The 21,510-nt window shown below is 70.0% G+C and carries 14 protein-coding genes; 6 read left to right on the top strand and 8 right to left on the bottom strand.

Annotation, left to right across the window (positions count from 1 at the left end):
* Positions 1-2 precede the first annotated feature (2 nt).
* Positions 3-944 (bottom strand): Zn-ribbon domain-containing OB-fold protein, encoded by a 942-nt coding sequence (locus OG866_RS04795; RefSeq protein ID WP_329332150.1) that lies wholly within the window; start codon positions 942-944, stop codon positions 3-5.
* Positions 945-956: 12 nt separating this feature from the next.
* On the bottom strand, positions 957-1,757 hold the full coding sequence (locus OG866_RS04800; protein WP_329332151.1) for a crotonase/enoyl-CoA hydratase family protein: 801 nt from the start codon (positions 1,755-1,757) through the stop codon (positions 957-959).
* Between the two features lie 166 nt (positions 1,758-1,923).
* Between OG866_RS04800 and OG866_RS04805 the strand changes: the two genes are divergently transcribed.
* Together OG866_RS04805 and OG866_RS04810 are read left to right on the top strand one after the other, a co-directional pair.
* The gene (locus tag OG866_RS04805) at positions 1,924-3,546 is read left to right on the top strand and encodes an acyl-CoA synthetase (RefSeq protein ID WP_329332152.1); all 1,623 of its coding nucleotides are present in this window, start codon (positions 1,924-1,926) and stop codon (positions 3,544-3,546) included.
* A 116-nt stretch (positions 3,547-3,662) separates the two neighbouring features.
* Positions 3,663-5,444 carry a sulfatase gene (locus OG866_RS04810; protein WP_329332153.1) on the top strand — a complete coding sequence of 594 codons (1,782 nt, stop codon included), beginning with the start codon at positions 3,663-3,665 and terminating at the stop codon, positions 5,442-5,444.
* Between the two features lie 4 nt (positions 5,445-5,448).
* Here OG866_RS04810 and OG866_RS04815 read toward each other — a convergent pair whose 3' ends face one another.
* Both OG866_RS04815 and OG866_RS04820 read right to left on the bottom strand, forming a co-directional pair.
* Entirely contained in the window at positions 5,449-6,135 is a 687-nt protein-coding gene (locus OG866_RS04815) for an alpha/beta fold hydrolase (RefSeq protein WP_329332154.1), read from the bottom strand.
* Between the two features lie 38 nt (positions 6,136-6,173).
* Positions 6,174-7,040 carry an alpha/beta fold hydrolase gene (locus OG866_RS04820; RefSeq protein ID WP_329332155.1) on the bottom strand — a complete coding sequence of 289 codons (867 nt, stop codon included), beginning with the start codon at positions 7,038-7,040 and terminating at the stop codon, positions 6,174-6,176.
* A gap of 147 nt (positions 7,041-7,187) precedes the next feature.
* Here OG866_RS04820 and paaK point away from each other — a divergent pair, with 147 nt between their 5' ends.
* Positions 7,188-8,486: a phenylacetate--CoA ligase PaaK gene (gene paaK, locus OG866_RS04825; protein WP_329332156.1), complete on the top strand. Its 1,299-nt coding sequence runs from the start codon at positions 7,188-7,190 to the stop codon at positions 8,484-8,486.
* Here the strand turns inward: paaK and OG866_RS04830 are convergent.
* Entirely contained in the window at positions 8,483-9,976 is a 1,494-nt protein-coding gene (locus OG866_RS04830) for an acyl-CoA synthetase (RefSeq protein ID WP_329332157.1), read from the bottom strand. The two genes, paaK and OG866_RS04830, sit on opposite strands and share 4 nt — an antisense overlap.
* Positions 9,977-10,039: 63 nt before the next feature.
* Here OG866_RS04830 and OG866_RS04835 point away from each other — a divergent pair, with 63 nt between their 5' ends.
* Complete coding sequence (locus OG866_RS04835; RefSeq protein ID WP_329332158.1) at positions 10,040-12,433, top strand: penicillin acylase family protein; 2,394 nt, start codon at positions 10,040-10,042, stop codon at positions 12,431-12,433.
* Position 12,434: 1 nt separating this feature from the next.
* Here OG866_RS04835 and OG866_RS04840 read toward each other — a convergent pair whose 3' ends face one another.
* Positions 12,435-13,997, bottom strand: a complete 1,563-nt coding sequence (locus OG866_RS04840; protein ID WP_329332159.1) for an acyl-CoA synthetase — start codon at positions 13,995-13,997, stop codon at positions 12,435-12,437.
* Between the two features lie 378 nt (positions 13,998-14,375).
* Complete coding sequence (locus tag OG866_RS04845; protein ID WP_329332160.1) at positions 14,376-15,494, bottom strand: NAD(P)H-dependent flavin oxidoreductase; 1,119 nt, start codon at positions 15,492-15,494, stop codon at positions 14,376-14,378.
* Between the two features lie 159 nt (positions 15,495-15,653).
* Between OG866_RS04845 and OG866_RS04850 the strand changes: the two genes are divergently transcribed.
* Together OG866_RS04850 and OG866_RS04855 are read left to right on the top strand one after the other, a co-directional pair.
* Positions 15,654-16,037 (top strand): toll/interleukin-1 receptor domain-containing protein, encoded by a 384-nt coding sequence (locus OG866_RS04850; protein ID WP_329332161.1) that lies wholly within the window; start codon positions 15,654-15,656, stop codon positions 16,035-16,037.
* 19 nt (positions 16,038-16,056) lie between these two features.
* Positions 16,057-19,905 carry a HEAT repeat domain-containing protein gene (locus tag OG866_RS04855; RefSeq protein WP_329332162.1) on the top strand — a complete coding sequence of 1,283 codons (3,849 nt, stop codon included), beginning with the start codon at positions 16,057-16,059 and terminating at the stop codon, positions 19,903-19,905.
* Here the strand turns inward: OG866_RS04855 and OG866_RS04860 are convergent.
* Positions 19,874-21,439, bottom strand: coding sequence for a phytoene desaturase family protein (locus OG866_RS04860; RefSeq protein WP_329332163.1), 1,566 nt, complete (start codon positions 21,437-21,439; stop codon positions 19,874-19,876). The genes OG866_RS04855 and OG866_RS04860 overlap by 32 nt on opposite strands.
* Positions 21,440-21,510 lie beyond the last annotated feature (71 nt).

The raw sequence follows: 21,510 nt of genomic DNA on the forward strand, positions 1-21,510 counted from the left end.
GGTCACAGCAGCTCCTTGAACGTCTCGTAGTCCGCGTCGGGTTCGCCGGTGGGCCGGTAGTGGTCGGGGTAGCGGCCCCCTTCCGTCCACACCGGTTCGACCCTGAGCCCCATCCGCACCTGGTCGTACGGGATGCCGCCGATGCGTCCGTGCAGGGCGAGGTCGGCGCCGTCGAGGGCGATGTGGGCGTAGACGTAGGGGACTTCGATGTCGAGGTTCTTCGCCTTGATGTTGACGATGCAGAAGGTGGTGACCGTGCCGCCGGGCCCCACCTCGACCTGTTCCGAGGTGGCGACGCCGCAGGTGGGGCAGGCGCCCCTCGGGGGCACGTACACCTTGCGGCAGGACGGGCAGCGTTCGCCCACGGCCCGGTGGTCGGCGAGGGCGTTGATGTAGGCGGTCTGGGCACGGCCGGGCGAGTAGGTGTAGTCGAGGCGGGCGGCGGCGACGATGCCGGTGACCGGGTCCTCGAACTCGCCGCTGTGGCCGCTCGGTCGGGCCGCCTCTCCGTCGTACGGTTCGAAGCAGGCGATGTCGGTGATCGCGCCGACGCGGTCCTCGGCCCAGCGGACCCGGACGCGCATGCCGGTGTGGACGGAGTCGGGATCCGGTGCGTCGAGGGCGTGGAGGAGGGCGGTGTCGGCGCCGTCGAGGCGGACGAGGACCCAGGCGAAGGGGGTGTCCAACGGCTGGCCGCGGCGCGGCTCGTGGTTCCAGGCCCAGGTGGTGACCGTGCCGGTGGGGGCCACCTCGACCAGGTCGCGGAGCTCCTCCGCGGTCACGGGGTCGTACTCGACGGGCGGGACGAGGATGCGGTCGTCGCCGGTGCGTACGCCGAGGACGACGCGGTCGCGCAGGCCGGTCAGGAAGGCGCTCTGGACGGGGCCGAGGGAACGGGTGAAGGGGAACTCGACGACCAGCGGGGCTTTCAGGACTTCCGGCATCGCCGGCCTCCTTCAGTGGCGCTTGTAGACGGGCGGGCGCTTCTCCGCGAAGGCGCGGGCGCCTTCCTTGGCGTCGGCGGTGTCGAACACCGGCCAGCCGCGCTTGAGTTCGGCGGCGAGGCCGTCGGTCTCGGTCAGTTCGGCGGTCTCGTAGACGGACGCCTTGACGGCCTCGACGGCCAACGGGCCGCAGGCGTTGATCTGTTCGGCGATCTCCAGGGCCTTGGTCAGGGCCGTGCCGTCCGGGACGACATGGCCGATCAGTCCGATGGCGGCGGCCTCACGGGCGCTGTACGGGCGGCCGGTGAGCAGCATCTCCAGGGCATGGGTGCGTGGGATCTGGCGCTGGAGGCGGACGGTGGAGCCGCCGATCGGGAACAGTCCGCGTCTGACCTCGAACAGGCCGAAGGTCGCCGACTCGCCCGCGACGCGGATGTCGGTGCCCTGGAGCATCTCGGTGCCGCCGGCGACGCAGTGGCCCTCGACGGCGGCGATCACCGGCTTGCGGGGGCGGTGATGGCGGAGCATCGCCTTCCAGTGCAGGTCGGGGTCGTCCTTGAGCCGGTCCCGGTACTGCTCGCCCTCCATGCCCTTTCCGGCCAGGGCCTTGAGGTCCATGCCGGCGCAGAACGAGCCGCCCGCGCCGGTGAACACGATCGAGCGGACCGTGTCGTCCGCGTCGGCTTCCAGCCAGCCGTCGTACAGGCCGACGAGCATCGCCAGCGAGAGCGCGTTCCTGGCCTCCGGCCGGTTGAGCGTGAGCACCAGTGTGGCGCCCTCGCGCCGCACGGTGAGGTGTTCCGTCCCACCCATGAACCGTCTCCCCTCTGAAAGAACGAGAACAGGTTGCAGGAGCGGACCGGCCTCTTCAAGAGTTTTCTGACAGGTAGTCAGATTTGTTGTGCGCGGACCCTTCACAGTTGTGCCGCCCTTTGCTCTGATGACCGGCAGCCGGTGCTGGCCGAGGTCAGGAGGAGCGGTGGAGTACAACCTTGCCGACCTGTTCGAGTCGGTCGTGGAAGTGGTCCCGGACCGCGAGGCACTCGTGTACCTCGACATCCCCGGCACGGGAGCGGAGCGCCGGCTGACCTACGCGGAGCTGGACGCGGCGGCCAACCGCATCGGTCACCATCTGATCGACAGCGGGATACGGCCCGGCGAGCACGTCGGGCTGCACATGTACAACGGCATCGAGTATCTCCAGGTCGCGCTCGGCTGCCTCAAGGCGCGGGTCGTGCCGGTGAACGTCAACTACCGGTACGTCGAGGACGAGTTGGTGTACCTGTACCGGGACGCCGACCTGGTGGGGCTGTTCTTCGACGCGGAGTTCGGCGAACGGGTCGCGGCGGCGCTCCCGTCGGCGCAGAAGCTGCGGCATCTCGTGCGGATCGGTGACGGTGGCGCTTCGGCGGTGGAGGCGGTGGACGCGGTGGCGTTCGCGGACGCCGAGGCCGCCGGGTCGCCCGAACGCGGGTTCCCGCGGCGCTCGCCCGATGACCAGTTCATCATCTACACCGGGGGCACCACGGGGATGCCGAAGGGTGTGATGTGGCGTCAGGAGGACCTGTTCTTCTCGGGGATGGGCGGCGGCGCGCCGACCGGGGAGCCGGTCAAGAAGCCCGAGGAACTCGCCGAGCGGGTCGCCGCGGGCGGCTCGGGGATCACCTTCTTCCCCACTCCCCCGCTGATGCACGGCACCTCGACGCTCACCGCCTTCATCGGCTTCAACTTCGGCCAACGCATCGTGATCCACCGCAAGTTCGTGCCCGAGGAGGTGCTGCGGACCGTCGAGAAGGAGCGCGTGACCAGCATGTCCCTGGTCGGCGACGCCATGCTGCGCCCGCTGATCGACGCCCTCGAAGGGCCCATGAAGGGCACGGACATGTCGTCGATGTTCAGCGTGTCGTCGTCGGGGGCGATCATGTCGGACACCGTGCGCCGGCAGTTCCAGGCCCTCGTCCCGAACGTGATGCTGCTCAACAACTTCGGCTCCTCGGAGTCCGGCTTCAACGGCACCGCCACGGACGACTCCGGCCCCGAACGGGGCTTCCGCGTCCGGGTCAACTCCCGTACCCAGGTGGTCGATCCGGCCACCCACGAGCCGATCGCGCCGGGCGAGGTGGGCCGGGTCGCCCAGTGCGGCCACGTACCGCTGGGCTACTACAACGACCCGCGGAAAACGGCCGAGACCTTCTTCGAGAAGGACGGCGAGCGCTGGGTGCTGCTCGGCGACATGGCCACCGTCGACGAGGACGGTGTCGTCGTCGTCCTGGGACGCGGGTCGCAGTGCATCAACACCGGTGGCGAGAAGGTGTACCCCGAGGAGGTCGAGCAGGCGCTCAAGTCCCATCCCGACGTGTACGACGCGCTGGTCGCGGGGGTCCCGGACGCGCAGTGGGGCCACCACGTGGCAGCGGTCGTACAACTGCGGGACGGCGTGCCAAAGCCGTCGCTCGACGACATCCAGACCCACTGCCGGACCCACCTCGCCGGATACAAGATCCCCCGGCAGCTGGTGATCGCGGAGGCCATCCGGCGCTCCCCGAGCGGCAAGGCGGACTACCGGTGGGCGCGGGAGGTCGCGGTGCGGGCGGACGGGTGAATTCCGCTCGCCTCCGGTTGAACCGTTGGTGACACACGGACGTACTGGTGATGGCAGGCTCGCCCATGGGGCTCTGTTCGTGATGCCATCGCAAGACCGTACGGAAGGACCGCCGGGTGTCGCTCTTCACACCTCGCTCTCGACAGTCGTCGGACAGCACCACCTCGTCGGACGACACCGGGAGCGAGGAACCGGCTGAGACGGAAGCGACAGCGGAGACGGAGGAGCCGGAGACAGCGGCGTCCTCCGGGAAACCCGGGTGGTTCGGCTGGCGCCGCCGCTACGCCCGTACCGCACGCGGCGTGACCCTCGCTACGACCGTGCTGGCGGCTCTTCTGGTGCTCGGGGCCCTTCTCGTGCCCAACCGCCTCGACTGGATCAGGTTCGAGTCCTTCCTGCGCCTCCCCGTCGAGGCGATCCTCCTCGCGGGCCTCCTCCTCGCCCTGCCCGGCCGGGCGCGCCGGATCACGGCCGTCGTCTCGGGCGTGGTCCTGGGCCTGTTCACGGTCGTCAAGTTCCTCGACATGGGCTTCCGGCAGACCCTGGCCCGCCCCTTCGACCTGGTCTTCGACTGGATCCTGCTGGACGACGCGGCGGACTTCGTCCGGGAGTCGTACGGCCGTTCGGGAGAGCTGCTCGCGATCACCGCGGTGATCGTCCTGTTCGTGTCCGTGCTCGCCCTGTGCACGCTCTCCGTGGTGCGGCTGTCGAACCTCATGGCCCGGCACCGCGCGGTGGCCGCCCGTACGACGCTCGTCCTGGGCACCGTCTGGATCCTGTGCTTCACCATGGGCGTGCAGTTCAGCGGGCTCACCTTCGCCACCAAGGGCAACATCACGTTCGTCGCCAACCGGGTCCAGCAGGTGCACGACGGCCTCGTCGACGCCAAGGTCTTCGAGAAGCAGGCCAAGGTCGACGCCTTCGCGAAGACGCCGCCCGACCAGCTGCTCACCGGGTTGCGCGGCAAGGACGTCCTGTTCACCTTCATCGAGAGCTACGGCCGGATCGCGATCGACGACCCGGCGATGGCCCCGCAGATCGATGCGGCGCTCCAGGACGGCGACAACCGGCTGAACGCGGCCGGTTTCCAGTCCCGCAGCGGCTGGCTCCGCTCGCCCGTCACCGGCGCGGGCAGCTGGCTCGCGCACTCCACGTTCCTGTCCGGTCTGTGGGTGAAGAACCAGCAGCGGTACCGGAGCCTGACCACGGGCGACCGCGCGACCCTCACCAGCTACTTCCAGAAGACCGGTGCCTGGCGGACGGTCGGCATCGTGCCGGGTGTGCGCAAGGCGTGGCCCGAGGGCAAGTACTTCGGCCTCGACCACATCTACGACTCCACCCACCTCGGCTACAACGGCCCCTACTTCAGCTGGACGCCGGTGCCCGACCAGTACAGCCTGGAGTCCTTCGAGCGCCTTGAGCACGGCAAGGAGAACCGCGACCCGATCATGGCGGAGATCATCCTGGCCTCCAGCCACAACCCCTGGTCGCCCATCGCCCACATGATCGACTGGGACCAGCTCGGCGACGGCTCGGTCTTCGAGCAGATCAAGAAGGAGGGGACGGACCCCAAGGAGGTCTGGAAGAGCGCGAAGCGGGTGCGCACCGAGTACCGCAAGGCCATCGAGTACTCGCTTCAGAGCCTCACCGAGTGGGTCGAGCGCTACGGCGACGACAACACCGTCCTCGTCTTCCTCGGCGACCACCAGCCCGTGCCGACCGTCACCGGCGGCGACACCAACAAGGACGTGCCGATCACGATCGTGGCCCGCGACCCGAAGGTGCTGGACCGGATCTCCGACTGGGGCTGGACGGAGGGACTCAAGCCGGCCGGGAACGCGCCGGTGTGGGGCATGGACACATTCCGGGACCGCTTCATGACGGCGTACGCGAAGTAGCGCGTCAGCCTGTGAGAAATCGTTCCACGACGTCGAGGAACTCCTCCGGACACGTCTCGTGGACGAGATGCCCGGCCCCGTCGACGGTGACGAGCCGCGCGTCGGGAATCGCCTCGGCGACCGCGGCGACCTGATCCTGAGGGATCGGACTCGTCGCCCCGCCCCCGATCACCAACGTGGGCATGGTGATCCGCCCCATGTGGTCCCACCACACAGGATCGGGGGCGTTCCGCTGCCGGTCGGTGTCCCGCACCATGTCCCAGTCGAACGGCAGGTCACCGTCGGGCCGTTCGGCGGGCGGCCGGGGCGGGTCGAGAGGGAAGGGCGCCGGTACGTCCTCCAGGACGAGGCGTCGTACGAGGTCGGGGGCGTGCTGGGCGAGGAGACAGGCGACGGTGCCACCGAGGGAGTGCCCGACGAGGTCGGTCCGCCGGATGCCGAGCGCGTCGAGGAGGCCGCGGACATCGTCGCGCATCGCCTCGCACGCGTAACCGCCCGGCCACTCGCTCCGCCCGTGACCGCGCAGGTCGGGGGCGTACACGCGGCGCGGCCCCGCGGCGAGACGTTCGGCGATCGAGGCCCAGTCCGCGCCGTCGGCGCCACGGCAGTGCAGCAGGAGGACAGGCGGGGCGCCCTCGGGGCCCCAGGTGCGGTACGCGAGGGTGATGCCGTTGGCCTTGACGGTGTCCATGCGGGGCAACGTATCCGGGGAGGCGCCGGTGGACGCCCCTACTCTGCCGTGGGCAGAGCGGGGGTTGCGCTCCCGTCGAGGAACGCGGTGACCCGTCGTACGAACCACTCCGGATCGTCGAGCCACGGGTAGTGCGCGGCGCCGGGCTGGACGGCGAGCTCGGCGTGCGGGAAGACATCGGCGGTGCGGCGGGCCGACTCGGGCCTCGGTGCTCCGTCGAGTTCCCCGGCGAGGACGAGGACGGGGGCGGACAGCCGGGAGAGCGCCGCGTGCGTGGCGGACGGGTCGTAGGCCCCTTCGGAGCCGTACACCTCACCGGCCGCGTCATTGCACTCCTCGTCGCCGCGGGCGTGGTGCTCCTCGGCGGCCCGGTCCCAGCGGCCGTAGAAGAAGGGCGCGATCGCGGGATCGTATGCACCCGCCCCGGCCAGCCAGGACTCGAACGCCGGGAACGCCTCCGCGAACCATGGTTCGTCCTTCCGCAGCAGCGCGGCGGCCCGCCGGTCCTCGGGGGTGGCGGTCGTCCCGAGCGCCCACGGATTGGCGGCGACCAGCACCAGCCGCCCCACCCGCTCCGGATACCGGGCGGCGTACAGCATGCCGAGACTCCCACCGGCCGAGTGCGCGAGCACATCCATGCGCTCCAGCCCCAGCTGAACCCGCAGTGCCTCCACGTCGTCCACCAGCCGATCGCACCGGTACGTCGCCGGGTCCGCCGGCACGGCCGAGTCACCGGTCCCCCGCAGATCGAGCAGCACCAGCCGCCGGTGCGCGGCGAGGCCGCCCAGGTCGCCGAGGTAGCGCGAGGCCTGCATCGGCCCTCCGGGGAGGACGACGAGCGGGGCGCCGTCGCCCTTCAGGTGGTAGGCGAGAGCGGTTCCGTCGGGCGCGGTGAAGATCGGCATGCCACGATCCTCGCCGACCGTAGCGCCTCCCGAAAAGTCCCGGCCCACCCCTTGCTTGATCGCGCGTGGCCTGGATTACTGATCCCGGAGAGATCGACCGAATGATCGGTCGCCCGGATTGGCGTGGTTGGTGAGGTGGACGTTCCGATGGCGGATGCGACGGAGCTGCTGGACTCGGGGGAACGGCTGGACGGGGCGGCGTTGCGGGCGCTTCAGCTGGAGCGGCTGCGGGCGTCGCTGCGGCTGGCGTACGACCATGTGCCGTTCTACCGGGAGTCCTTCGACAAGGCGGGCGTCCACCCCGACGACTGCCGGTCGCTGGCCGACCTCGCCCGCTTCCCCCTCACCACCAAGGCCGACCTGCGCGAGAACTACCCGTACGGGATGTTCGCCGTGCCCCGGGACCGGATCCGGCGCATTCACGCCTCCAGCGGGACGACCGGCCGTCCGACCGTCGTCGGCTACACCGACGGCGACCTGTCCCTGTGGTCGGACATGGTGGCCCGCTCCCTGCGGGCCGCGGGCGCGCGGCCCGGCGACACGGTCCATGTGGCGTACGGATACGGGCTGTTCACCGGCGGGCTCGGCGCGCACTACGGAGCCGAACGGCTCGGCTGTACGGTCGTCCCCGCGTCCGGCGGCATGACCGCCCGCCAGGTGCAGCTGATCCAGGACCTCAAGCCCCGCGTGATCATGGTGACGCCGTCGTACATGCTGACGATCCTCGACGAGTTCGAGCGCCAGGGCGTGGACCCGCGCGGCACCTCGCTGGAGGTGGGCGTCTTCGGTGCCGAGCCGTGGACGGAGCAGATGCGCGCGGAGATCGAGGAGCGGTTCGCGATCGACGCGGTCGACATCTACGGGCTGTCGGAGGTGATCGGCCCGGGGGTGGCGCAGGAGTGCGTGGAGACCAAGGACGGGCTGCATGTGTGGGAGGACCACTTCTATCCCGAGATCGTCGACCCGGTCACCGGGGAGGTGCTGCCCGACGGGGAGCGGGGGGAACTCGTCTTCACCTCGCTCACCAAGGAGGCGATGCCCGTCATCCGTTATCGCACCCGGGATCTCACCCGCCTGCTGCCGGGGACCGCTCGGGTCTTCCGGCGGATGGAGAAGGTCACCGGGCGCAGTGACGACCTGGTGATCCTGCGGGGTGTCAATCTCTTCCCCACGCAGATCGAGGAGATCGTGCTGCGCACGCCGGGGGTCGCGCCCCACTTCCAGCTGCGGCTGACCCGGGAGGGCCGGCTCGACGCCCTCACCGTCCGGGCGGAGGCCCGGCCCGGGGCCACACCGGAGGAGCGAGAGGCCGCGGTACGGTCCATCGCCGCCGCCGTGAAGGACGGCATCGGTGTGTCGGTCACCGTCGAGGTCGTCGAACCCGAGTCGCTGGAACGGTCGGTGGGCAAGATCCGGCGGATCGTCGATCTGAGGAACGCTCGTTAGGCGAACCGGTCGCGCAGCTCCCGCTTCAGGATCTTCCCGCTCGCGTTGCGCGGCAGCTCGTCCACGAACACCACCCGCTTCGGCGCCTTGAAGGGGGCGAGCTTCTCGCGGGCGTGGGCGATGAGTTCGGCCTCCGCGACCTCTCCGCGCGGCACGACCACCGCCGTCACCGCCTCGATCCAGCGCTCGTCGGGGAGCCCGATGACGGCGACCTCGGCGACGCCCTCGTGTGTGTAGAGCGCGTCCTCGACCTGGCGTGAGGCGACCAGTACGCCACCGGAGTTGATGACGTCCTTCACCCGGTCGACGATCGTGTAGTAGCCGTGGGCGTCGCGCACCGCCAGGTCGCCGGAGTGGAACCAGCCGTCGCGGAAGGCGTCGGCCGTCTCCTCGGGCTTGTCCCAGTAGCCCTCGCACAACTGCGGGGACCTGTAGACGATTTCGCCGGCTGTGCCGTCGGAGACCTCCTTGCCGTCCTCGTCCACGACCCGCGCGTCGACGAACAGCACCGGACGGCCGCAGGAGTCCATCCGCCCCTTGTGCTCGTCGGGAGCGAGGACGGTCGCCAGCGGGCCGATCTCGCTCTGGCCGAAGCAGTTGTAGAAGGCGAGTTTCGGGAGGCGTTCGCGCAGGCGCTCCAGGACCGGCACCGGCATGATCGACGCCCCGTAGTAGGCCTTGCGGAGTCCGCCGAGGTCCCGGGTGGTGAAGTCGGGGCGGTTCGACAGCGCGATCCACACGGTGGGCGGCGCGAAGAGACTGTCCGCGCGGTCCGCCTCGATCAGGTCGAAGAGGAGGTCGCCGTCGGGGGCGTCGAGGATGATGTTCGTCGCGCCGACCGCGAGGTAGGGCAGCAGGAACACGTGCATCTGCGCCGAGTGGTACAGCGGGAGCGAGTGCACGGGGCGGTCGCCGGCGCTCAGGTCGAGGGCGGTGATCGCGCTCAGGTACTCGTGCACCAGGGCGCGGTGGGTCATCATCGCGCCCTTGGGCAGAGCGGTCGTACCCGAGGTGTAGAGCAGTTGGACGAGGTCCTCGCCGCGGGGCTCCGGCCCGTCGTACGCGGGGGACGAGGCCAGCCGGGCGAGCAGGGAGTCGTCGGCGTCGCGCAGGGGCAACGACCGTACGCCGTCCGGGAGTCGGGCGGTGAGGCCCGGGTCCGTGAGGACCAGCGTGCTGCCCGACTGGCCGACGATGTACGCCAGGTCGTCACCGGTCAGGTTCTGGTTGACCGGGACGTGCACGAGGCCCGCGCGGGCGCAGGCGAGGAAGGCGATGAGGTAGGCGTCGGAGTTGTGGCCGTAGGCGCCGACCCGGTCGCCGCGCGAGAGGCCCTCGCCGAGCAGCAGGCTCGCCGCCCGCGAGACGGCGACGTCGAGTTCCTCGTACGTCCAGGAGCGGTCGCCGTACTCCACCGCGACCCGGGCCGGGGTGCGCCGGGCGGTGCGTCGCAGCACCCCGTCAACCGTGCTGCCGTGTCCAGACGTCATACAGGACAACCTACCCGTTGGTACGCTCAACCGCTCCTTCCCTCAATGACGTTGGGAGGCACCATGCGCACCCGCCTCAGACGCGCCGTCGTCGCGGCCGTCGCCCTGCTCACCGCCACCACCGCCCTGCCGGCCGCCGCCGCTCAGGGACATGACCGGCAGCAGCACCCCTCGCACGGCGGTCTGTCCGCCACCATCCGCTATACCGAGTACGGCATTCCGCACATCGTCGCGAAGGACTACGCGGACCTCGGCTTCGGCACCGGCTGGGCGCAGGCCGCCGACCAGGTGTGCACGCTCGCCGACGGTTTCGTGACCGTGCGCGGCGAGCGGTCCCGTTTCTTCGGGCCGGACGCCGCCCCGGACGGCTCGCTCTCCTCGGCGGCGAAGAACCTCTCCAGCGACCTCTACTTCAAGGGTGTCCGGGAGTCCGGCACGGTGGAGAGGCTGCTCGCGGAGCCGGCGCCGGTGGGGCCGAGCCGACAGGCGAAGGACCTGATGCGGGGCTTCGCGGCCGGATACAACGCCTGGCTGCGGCGGAACCGGATCACCGACCCGACGTGCAGGGGTGCCGCCTGGGTCCGGCCGGTGACCGAACTCGACGTCGCGGCCCGCGGTTTCGCGCTCGCCGTGCTCGGGGGCCAGGGGCGGGGCGTGGACGGCATCACGGCCGCGCAGCCGCCGACGACGACGGCCGCCACCGAGACTCCCGCCGCCCAGGACACCGCCCGCGCGGCCCGGGAACTCCTCGCCACCGACTCCGCCGACATGGGCTCCAACGCCGTCGCCTTCAGCGGCGCGACGACGGCCGACGGTCGCGGTCTGCTGCTGGGCAACCCGCACTACCCCTGGCAGGGCGGTCGCCGCTTCTGGCAGTCACAGCAGACGATCCCCGGTGAACTGAACGTCTCCGGCGGCTCGTTGCTCGGCTCGGCAACGGTCTCCATAGGCCACAACGCCCGGGTGGCGTGGAGCCACACCGTCGCCACCGGTGTCCCCCTCAACCTCCACCAGCTGACCCTCGACCCGGCCGACCCGACGGCGTACCTCGTGGACGGCAAGTCCGAGCGGATGACCCGGCGCACGATCACCGTCGAGGTGAAGGACGGCACCCCGGTGACCCGTACCCAGTGGTGGACCCGGTACGGCCCGGTCGTCACCTCGCTCGGCGCGTCCGTCCCGCTGCCCTGGACGACCACGACGGCGTACGCCCTCAACGACCCGAACGCGGCCAACCTGCGCGCCTCCGACACCGCGCTCGGCTTCAGCAAGGCGCGCGGCACGGCGGATGTGCTGACGTCCCTCCAGCGGACGCAGGGGCTGCCGTGGGTGAACACGATCGCCGCCGACGCGGCCGGTCACTCGCTGTTCACCCAGTCCCAGGTGCTCCCCCGCATCACCGACGAGCTGGCCCAGCGCTGTTCCACCCCGCTCGGCAAGGTCACCTACCCGTCCGCCGGTCTCGCGGTCCTCGACGGCTCGCGCGGCGACTGCGCACCCGGCAGCGACGCCGACGCCGTACAACCCGGGATCTTCGGCCCGGCGAAGATGCCGACCCTCACGGACGCGCCGTACGCGGAGAACTCCAACGACAGCGCCTGGCTGGCCAACGCCGAGCAGCCGCTGGCCGGGTACGAGCGGATCTTCGGCACGACCGGTACGCAGCGGTCGATGCGGACGCGCGGGGCGATCGAGGACGTGGCGGCGCTGGCGCGGCGCGGCGATCTGACCGTGCGGGACCTTCAGAGGCAGCAGTTCGCCAACCGGGTGCCGGCCGGTGACCTGATCGCGGCCGACGCGGCGAAGGCCTGTGCCGCGTTGCCGGGCGGTACGGCAACCGGCAGTGACGGCAAGGCCGTTGACGTGTCCGAGGCGTGCGGGGTGCTCGCGGCGTGGGACCGCACGGCGAACACGGACAGCCGGGGCGCGCTGCTCTTCGACCGGCTGTGGCGCCGTATCCCCGCGGCTCAGCTGTGGAAGGTCCCGTTCTCCGCGTCCGACCCGGTCGGCACCCCGAACACCCTCAACACGGACAGCACGGCGTTCCCCATCGCGCTCGCGGACACGGTAGCCGAGCTGCGGGCGGCGGGCATCGCGCTCAACTCACCCTTGGGACAGCATCAGTTCGTGGTCCGCAACGGCCAGCGCATCCCCGTCCCGGGCGGCACGGAGTCCCTCGGTGTCTGGAACAAGGTCGAGCCCGTGTGGGACACCGCGAACGGCGGCTACACCGAGGTCTCGACCGGCTCCAGCTACATCCAGGCCGTCGGCTGGGACGGCAGCCGCTGCCCGGTGGCCCACACCCTCCTGACGTACTCCCAGTCCTCCAACCCCAACTCCCCGCACTACAGCGACCAGACCCGCCTCTTCTCCCAGGAACGCTGGGTGACGTCCCGGTTCTGCGAGAAGGACATCCTGTCGTCGCCCTCGCTGCGGGTGGTGCGGGTGCGCTCGTGACTCAGACCGGCCGGGTCCGCCCCTCCCAGTACGGGTCCCGCAGACGGCGCTTGTACAGCTTGCCGTTGGGGTCGCGGGGCATCTCGGTGATGAAGTCGACGGTCTTCGGGCACTTGTAGCCGGCGAGTTGTTCGGCGCAGTGGGCGAGGAGGGCGGCGGCCAGGTCCGGTCCGGGTTCCTGACCCGGGGCCGGTTCGACGACGGCCTTGACCTCCTCGCCCCAGTCGTCGTGCGGGATGCCGAAGGCGGCGGCGTCGGCGACGGCGGGGTGGGAGAGGAGGGCGGACTCTATCTCGGCGGGGTAGATGTTGACGCCGCCGGAGATGATCATGTCGATCTTGCGGTCGCGGAGGAAGAGATAGCCGTCCTCGTCGAGGTAGCCGAGGTCGCCGACGGTGAAGAAGTCGCCGATGCGGTTCTTCTTCGTCTTGGTCTCGTCCTTGTGGTACGAGAAACCGCCGGTGTTCATCTTCAGGTAGACCGTGCCGAGTTCACCCGCCGGCAGCCGGTTGCCGTCGTCGTCGAAGATCGCCAACTCGCTGATGGGCCAGGCCTTTCCGACCGTGCCGGGCTTCTTCAGCCAGTCCTCCGCCGTGGCGAAGGCACCGCCGCCCTCGCTGGCCGCGTAGTACTCCTCGACGCAGGGGCCCCACCAGTCGAGCATCGCCCGTTTGACGTGGTCGGGGCAGGGGGCCGCGCCATGGATGGCGTGCCGCATCGAGGAGACGTCGTACCGTGCGCGGACGTCCTCGGGCAGGGCCAGCAGACGGTGGAACTGGGTCGGGACCATGTGGGTGTGCGTGCACCGGTGGGCGTCGATCAGGCGCAGCATCTCCTCCGGTGTCCACTTGTCCATCAGGACCAGGCGGTGGCCGATGTGCAGGGACGCGCTCGCGAACTGGAGCACCGCCGTGTGGTAGAGCGGCGAGCACACGAGGTGGACGTTGTCGTCGTAGGGCTTGATGCCGAAGATGCCGAGGAAGCCGCCGAGGTAGGCCTCCTCGGGGAGTTTGCCGGGCAGTGGGCGGCGGATGCCGCGGGGGCGGCCCGTGGTGCCCGAGGTGTAGTTCATGACCCAGCCGAGCTCGCGGTCGGCGGGCGCCGACTCCGGTTGGTCGTCGAGGAGTTCGGCGTACGGCCGGAAGCCCTCGACCTCGCCGACGGAGTACCGGTGGTCGGCCGGGAGCCCGGCCTCGTCGGCGGCCTGGCAGGCGGGAGCGGCGAAGCGCTCATGGGCGAGGAAGACCTTGGCGCCGGAGTCGGCGACGATCCAGGCGATCTCCGGGCCCACGAAGTGGTGGTTGATCGGGACGAGATAGAACCCGGCCTGGGTGGCGGCCAGATGGGCGGTGAAGAACTCGACGCCGTTGGGCAGGACGACCGCGAAGGCGTCCCCACGGCGCAGTCCGGCCGCGCGCAGGCCATGGACGAGACGATTGGCGGCGGCGTGCAGCCGACCCGCGGTCCACTCCTCGCCGTCGGGAGCAACGAGGACGATCCGGCCGGGGTCGACACCGGCCTGGGCCCAGAATCCGACGGGGGGTGTGCTCGGGGTGCTGGTCACTGGCGGCTCCTTCCGGTGGGGGGCTGGCTCGCGGGGCTGATCACTGGCCGCTCCTTCCGGCGGGGGCTGGCTCGCGGGGCTGGTCACCGGCTGCTGCTTCCGGCGGGGGCTGGCTCGCGGGGCTGGTCACCGGCTGCTCCTTCCGGCGGGGGGGCTGGCTCGCGGTGCTCGTCACCGGCCGCTCCCTCCGGCGGGGGCTGGCTCGCAGTGCTCGTCACCGGCCGCTCCCTCCGGCGGGGGCTGGCTCGCAGTGCTCGTCACAGGCCGCTCCCTCCGGCAGGGGGCTGGCTCGCAGTGCCGGTCACCGGCCGCTCCCTCCGGCAGGGGGCTGGCTCGCAGTGCCGGTCACCGGCCGCTCCTTCCGGCGGGGTTGGCTCGTCACTGGCCGTTCCTTCCCGTTCTTCCGGCGATGCGGTTGATGTGGTCGACGGCCCGTTCGAAGCCGCGGGTGAGGTCGTCGAAGACGTCCTGGACGCTGCGTTCGCGGTTCATGCGGCCGACGATCTGCCCTACGGGCGTGCCGAGCAGGGGTTCGACCTCGTACTTCTGGATGCGGGTCAGGGCGTCGGCGACGAGGAGTCCCTGGAGTGGCATGGGGAGCGTGCCGGGGCCGTGCGGGTCGTCCCAGGCGTCGGTCCACTCGGTGCGCAGCTGGCGGGCGGGTTTGCCGGTCAGGGCGCGGGAGCGGACGGTGTCGGAGGAGCCCGCGGCGAGGAGTTTGCGGGTCACCGCGGGCGAGGACATGTCGGCCTCGGTGCAGGTGAGCCAGAGCGAGCCCAGCCATACTCCCTGGGCGCCCAGGGCCAGCGCGGCGGCCACCTGCTGTCCGCTGCCGATGCCGCCCGCGGCCAGCACCGGCAGCGGGTCCACGGCGTCCACGACCTCCGGGGTCAGCACCATGGACGCGATCTCGCCGGTGTGCCCGCCGGCCTCGTAGCCCTGGGCGACGACGATGTCGATGCCGCCCTCCTGGTGCTTGAGCGCGTGCCGGGCACTGCCCGCGAGCGCGGCAACGAGAACCCCGTGGTCATGAGCGCGTTCCACGACGTCGGCGGGCGGCGAGCCGAGGGCGTTGGCGAGCAGCTTGATCGGGTAGTCGAAGGCGACGTCGAGCTGGGTGCGGGCGACCTGTTCCATCCACCCGGTGATGCGCCACCCGGAAGCCTCGCCCTCGGATAGCTCGGGTACGCCGTACTTGGCGAGGGTGTCCCGGACGAACTGCCGGTGTCCCTCGGGGATCATCGCCTCGACGTCGGCCTCGGTGACGCCTTCGACCTTCTTGGCGGGCATGACGACGTCCAGGCCGTAGGGCTTGCCGTCCACATTCCCCTCGATCCAGTCGAGGTCGCGTTTGAGGTCGTCGGGGGCGGTGTAGCGGACCGCGCCGAGCACCCCGAACCCCCCGGCCCGGCTGATGGCCGCAGCGACGGCGGGGAACGGCGTGAAGCCGAAGATGGCGTGCTCGACTCCCAGTTTCTTGCTCAGCTCCGTCTGCATGGGCGCAGGATGCCGCAGTCCTCCGGAGGACGGAAGGGGTTATCTGATGCTCCGTCAGATACATGTCCGGCAGGGGCGATCCGCCGGAGGCGGCGAGAGGTGGGCGCACAGCAAGATCGACCGGTAGCATCTCCTTTCCACAGCTGAACAGGAACGGGCATGGCGAACGTCTTCATCAGTCATCGCAAAGTCGATGTGTCCGCAGCCGAGCGACTCTCCCAGGACATCTCCACGGCGGGCCACGACGTGTGGTTCGATGAATGGGAAATCGGTATCGGCGATTCCATCGTGGAGCGCATCGATTCCGGACTCGGCGGCACGTCATATCTGGTGCTGTGTTACTCGGCGGCGGGCGTCATGAGTCCCTGGATCACGCGCGAGTGGATGTCGGCACTCCATCGCCAGATGGACGGTCACGGTGTCCGCATCCTCCCCGTCAGGTTCGGCGGTTCAGCCCCGGCGATCCTGGCCGATCTCCGCTACGCGGACCTGTCGACCGACTGGAAGCTCGGTCTCACGCAACTCCTGAAGGCAATTCGCTGACCGCAACGGGGGCTCGACGGTGCAGATCCTGCTCGCGCACGCCAAAGGTGACGCACAACTCGCCGCCTACATAGCGGAGCCGCTCCAATCCGCTGGGTACGAAGTCCTGCACTACGAGGGCATACTCGTCGGCGATTCCCTGGTGGAGATGGCTTCCCAGGCAATTTCCCGGCACTGCCCGGTCGTGCTCTGCGGCACGGCGCGTGCGGCCGGAAGCCGCTGGGTGACGCGCTTGGTCAGCGCCGCGCGCGGCCATGGAACCCGGATCTTCACACTGCACATCGAGGAAGACGCCAATCTGGACGCCTTGGCCCTTGACGGCAAGGTCGCCCCCTATTGGAAGGATCCCGACGGAGCGATCGGCATGCTCCTTGAAGCGCTGTCGGACCACTGCCCCGCGGAAAACCAGAACCTTGCCGACCCGAGGTTGAGCCAACTCGAAAGAAGCTATCGAGAACGCACCCTCGAAGCCTGCGACATCGTCGATCTGATCAACTTTCCCATTACCGATCGCGAACTCTTCACCAGAAATCTGCTGCTGCGCAGCCTGTACGTCTCCCTGCGCGTTTCCGTAGACATCTCGCCAGGAACCGACCCCTACGCTCTCGACACAAAACTGCAGAGCCTCGAAGCCCAACGGGAAGACCACCACAGCGCGGACACCGGTAGTTCCCGACACTCGGTCGGGGCACGCCTCCAGGAGTCGAACCGCTTGGTGGTCCTCGGCGACCCAGGGGCCGGCAAGAGCACGCTGCTGCGCTGGATCACCACCGCCTATCTGCTGCGCCTCAAATCTGATCCCGACTGGAGCAAGCTGCCGGACGTCGACACCCTGCCCGACACCGACTGGCTCCCGGTGTACATCCGTTGTCGTGAGCTGGACCGGTCAGGCATCACCGGGTCGTTGGCCGAGATGATCCACCACCATCTGCGAGAGGCGCAGTTCTCCACCGCCCAGGCCGACGACCTCACACCCATGCTGCTCGACGCGTTGGGTGACGGCCGTGCGCTGCTCCTGATCGACGGCTTGGACGAGATCGCCGATCCCACTCTCCGTGCCAGGTTCTGCGGAACCATCGAGAAGATTCACATCGCCTTTCCGAAGGCTCCCGTCATCGTCACGTCACGGATCGTCGGTTACCGGGAGATGGGACTGAGGATCACCCGTGGGTTCGAGCATGTGACGGTGCGGGACCTGACCCCGGAGGACAAGGACGACTTCGCCCGCCGCTGGTGCGAGGTGACCGAGCCCCCGTTCCGTCGGGAGACCGCGGCGGAACAGCTCATCCGGGACATTCACAGCACCGATCGTGTCGAGCGCCTGACCGGCAATCCGATGCTGCTCACCACCATGGCTCTGGTGAAGAAGAAGGTCGGCAAGCTGCCGAACCGTCGGGCGGACCTGTATCGCGAAGCCGTCGACGTACTCCTTTGCTGGCGCAGCGACGTCGATGAGCCCATGAACACGCGTGAGGCGCTGCCCCAACTGCAGTACCTCGCCTACACCATGTGTGAACGCGGCGACCAACAGATCAGACAGGACGAGGTCGTTGACATCCTTGAACGGATGCGGAGGGAATTTCCGGCGATCCATGACATCCGTAACCGTCCCTCGGTCGAGTTCCTGCGCCGGCTGGAACGGCAGACCGGAATCCTCGTCGAGGCCGGGCACGTCCGCCATCAGGACAGCAGCGTTCCCGTCTACGAGTTCCGTCACCTGACCTTTCAGGAGTACCTCGCGGGGCTGGCACTGGTCGAGCGGAGATACCCGGGCCGCGATCGGACGCAGTCACTGGCGGAGCAGGTCGGTGTGCTCACGGCGCATACATCGCCGTTTCACGGCGCGCGCGGCGTCGATGACGTCGCTGTGGCGGACAACTGGCGTGAAGCCATCCGGCTGAGCGTGATGACGTGCAAGGACGACGACGTCGACGACGTTCTCCGAGCCATCGCCACTCCGCTCCCCGAGGAGTCCGCGTCACTGACCGCCAGACCACGCGCCGCTCTGGCGTGTTCCTGCCTCGCCGATGAGCCCAATGTCAGCGAGGAAGTGGCAGCGGAGATCATCGAGCGTTTCATCGCCACACTCACCCAGGACGACGGGAAGGGTCCTGCCGTCAGCGTCGCGGACATGGTGCTCGTGGAGGTCGGCGCATCCGTCTGGGGCGCACTTCTCACCCGGCGTATCGTGACCTCCTTCCTACGGCAGCCCGAGGAGTTCGACAGACTGGGCGGCTCCGCCTCTATGGTCCTCAGCAGTTCCATACCGGACGGCGAGGACGCGGTGCGTCGCTGGGTGAAGACGCAGGTGCCCCTTCTCCGGGAACCGCAGGCCGAGGTGGCGATCGAGGCCGCATTGGCTCTGATGGTCGCCGGCTTCAACAGCAGACTCGTCCTCGTCCCTGGCCTCGTGGAAGGGCTGACGTCCCTCCTCGAGCGCGGCCCCTGCGAAGCCATGGCGGCGGCTTGGGCTCTCGGCTGGGCCCAGCAGCACAGGCACAGGTCGCCTTGGAAGCCCTCGCCGGAGGATGTCCGCAAGTTCGCGGAGCTGATCACGTCGGGGGACCTGCCCCCCAGCGCGGTCTCCTTCCTGCTGTGGTGTTTCAACGAGGGCTCAGCCAACGGGCACACGGGGCTGGCCGCCGCCGTTATGAATCACTTCGTCTCCGCCAACAGTGGGACACGACGCCGGATCGCAAAGGGGTACGCGGAACTCTTCCCCCATGCCGTGGAACCTGTCATGGCGGCACTCTCTCGTCCCGAACCCGAAGTGCGCCGCGAAGCCGCCCTTCTTCTGAGCCGCCTCCAAGACCGCCACGCGGTGGCGCCCTTGCTGGCGTCACTGGCCGACATCGACGGCCGCCCCGACATGGAAGTCGTGCAGGCCCTGGGCCGACTGCGCGCCCGCGAAGCTGTGAAGCCCCTGCTCGGCGTACTGACCGACCGCAAAGGGGCACCCCACAGCCAGGTCGTCACCGCGCTCGGAGCCATCGGCGACCTCCGAGCCGTTGAACCGCTCCTGGACGTCCTCACCCGTAGCGACGGCGAGCCCCGCGTCGACGTCGTGCGGGCTCTTGGGGAACTCCGCGACCAGCGTGCAGCGCCTCGCTTGCTCCCCCTCCTGGTGGACAGCGAGGGCGAACCGCGCTTCCCGGTGGTCCACGCCCTGGGCCGGCTGGGGGATCACGAAGCGGTGGAGCCGTTGCTCGGTGTCCTGACGGACGGCGGCGCAGTCCAGACGCCGGTCGTCGAGGCGCTCGGCCTGCTCGGCGATCGCAGAGCGGTGCCACCTCTTCTCCGCCTGCTGCGCGACACTCCGAACCCAGCACGCCACTCACTCACCGACGCGCTGGGCCTGCTCCGTGATCCACAAGCCGTCAAACCCCTGCTCGACGTCCTCTTCGACGAGAACGGCGATCCCGACCCGTACGTCGTCAGGGCTCTGGGGCGCATCGGTGATCCCCGAGCCCTGCGAGCGCTGTCAGCGCCGCGCGAGGAATCCGCGTCGGATGTCAGACTCACCACCCTGGCCGCTCGGGCAGCGCTGGGAGACCGGTCGGCACTGGTCACGCTCCAAGAATCCATGCGCGGCCCCGTCGGATCGGTCCGCCAGCTGGCACTGTGGTCACTCGCCTTGATGGAGAGGGACTCGTTCGACAAATTGCTGTTGTCGAGGGACCTCGACGGCGAGTCACCCGGCGTCGACCCGAACGACGTCATCACCGACCGCACGCTCACCGAACGCGCCGAGGCCGTGGACCTCACACTCGCCGAAGTCCGCGCCCGTTACGACGAGTTGGCGAAACGCTACCCATTGAAGCTCGCCTGGTCAGCGATCACTCTGCCGCCCCCTCCAACACAGCCATAGCCGCATTGTGCCCCGGCACCCCGCTCACCCCGCCCCCGCGCACCGCGCCCGCCCCGCACAGGAGCACGTTGGCGTGGGCGGTCTCCACGCCCCAGCGGCCGGTGCCGTCCTGGGTGTAGGGCCAGGCGAGTTCGCGGTGGAAGATGTTGCCGCCGGGCAGGCGCAGGTCGCGTTCCAGGTCGAGCGGGGTCTTGGCCTCGATGCAGGGGCGGCCCTGGGCGTCCGTCGCGAGGCAGTCGGCGATCGGCTCCTCCAGGTGGGCGTCGAGTTGGGCGACGGTCGCCTTCAACAGCTCCTCGCGCACGCCGGAGTTGTCGGCGTCGAAGAGCCGTGCGGGCGTGTGCAGTCCGAAAAGGGTCAGGGTCTGGTAGCCCTGTTCGACCAGCTCGGGGCCCAGGATCGACGGGTCCGTCAGCGAGTGACAGTAGATCTCCGAGGGCGGCGCGGAGGGCAGCCGGCCCGCCGCGGCCTCCGCGTGGGCGGTGGCCAGCTCCTCGTACCCCTCGGCGATGTGGAAGGTGCCCGCGAACGCCTCGCGCGGATCGACCGCGCTGTCGCGCAGCCTCGGCAGCCGCTTGAGCAGCATGTTCACCTTCAGCTGGGCGCCCTCGGCGGGGGCCGGGGGCGCGTCGCCGGTCAGTTCGGCCAGGGCCTGCGGGGAGGCGTTCACCAGCACGTGCCGGGCCGCGGCGACGCTCTCGCCGTCGGCCGTTCGGTACGTCACCTCCGCCGTACGCCCGTCCGTGGCGATCCGCACCGCCTCGTGCCCGGTGGCGAGGACCGCGCCTGCGTCCCGTGCCGCCGCGGCGAGGGCGTCGGTCAGGGCACCCATGCCGCCGACCGGCACGTCCCAGGCGCCGGTGCCGCCTCCGATCACGTGGTAGAGGAAGCAGCGGTTCTGCGCGAGGGAAGGGTCGTGGGCGTCGGCGAAGGTGCCGATCAGGGCGTCGGTGAGGACGACCCCCCGGACCAGGTCGTCGGCGAAGCGGTCCTCCACGGCGACGCCGATCGGCTCCTCGAACAGGGTCCGCCAGGCCTCCTCGTCGTCCACCCGGCGGCGCAGCTCCTCACGGGTGGGCAGCGGCTCGGTGAGGGTCGGGAAGATCCGTTCGGCGACGCGGCCGGTCATGCCGTAGAACCGCTGCCAGGCCGCGTACTCGTGCTCGCCGCCGGTGAGGCGCGCGAAGGCCTCGCGGGTGCGCCGCTCGCCGCCGCCGACCAGGAGTCCGGTCGGCCGGCCGTCGCGTTGGACGGGGGTGTACGAGGAGATCGTGCGCGTCCGGACGCGGAAGTCCAGGCCCAGGTCCCGGACGATCTTCTTGGGGAGCAGGCTGACCAGGTACGAGTAGCGCGACAGCCGCGCGTCGACGCCGTCGAACGGCCGGGTGGAGATCGCGGCGCCGCCGGTGTGGTCCAGCCGCTCCAGGACCAGGACGGACCGTCCGGCCCGGGCGAGGTAGGCGGCGGCGACGAGGCCGTTGTGTCCGCCGCCGACGATCACGACGTCGTACGTGTGTCCAACGAGTGCAGGCATGCCCCTTCGTAACACGTGGTGATCTAGGTCGGCCAGAAGGGCGACGTATCGCGCGGCGGGGTGCAGACTCG

The organism is Streptomyces sp. NBC_00663 (assembly GCF_036226885.1).
Lineage (GTDB): Bacteria > Actinomycetota > Actinomycetes > Streptomycetales > Streptomycetaceae > Streptomyces.

Bases quoted from the DNA above. Each gene is read 5' to 3' on its own strand.
- OG866_RS04795 (WP_329332150.1), bottom strand. From the start codon at position 944: ATGCCGGAAGTCCTGAAAGCCCCGCTGGTCGTCGAGTTCCCCTTCACC.
- OG866_RS04800 (WP_329332151.1), bottom strand. From the start codon at position 1,757: ATGGGTGGGACGGAACACCTCACCGTGCGGCGCGAGGGCGCCACACTG.
- OG866_RS04815 (WP_329332154.1), bottom strand. From the start codon at position 6,135: ATGGACACCGTCAAGGCCAACGGCATCACCCTCGCGTACCGCACCTGG.
- OG866_RS04820 (WP_329332155.1), bottom strand. From the start codon at position 7,040: ATGCCGATCTTCACCGCGCCCGACGGAACCGCTCTCGCCTACCACCTG.
- paaK (WP_329332156.1), top strand. From the start codon at position 7,188: ATGGCGGATGCGACGGAGCTGCTGGACTCGGGGGAACGGCTGGACGGG.
- OG866_RS04830 (WP_329332157.1), bottom strand. From the start codon at position 9,976: ATGACGTCTGGACACGGCAGCACGGTTGACGGGGTGCTGCGACGCACC.
- OG866_RS04835 (WP_329332158.1), top strand. From the start codon at position 10,040: ATGCGCACCCGCCTCAGACGCGCCGTCGTCGCGGCCGTCGCCCTGCTC.
- OG866_RS04845 (WP_329332160.1), bottom strand. From the start codon at position 15,494: ATGCAGACGGAGCTGAGCAAGAAACTGGGAGTCGAGCACGCCATCTTC.
- OG866_RS04850 (WP_329332161.1), top strand. From the start codon at position 15,654: ATGGCGAACGTCTTCATCAGTCATCGCAAAGTCGATGTGTCCGCAGCC.
- OG866_RS04860 (WP_329332163.1), bottom strand. From the start codon at position 21,439: ATGCCTGCACTCGTTGGACACACGTACGACGTCGTGATCGTCGGCGGC.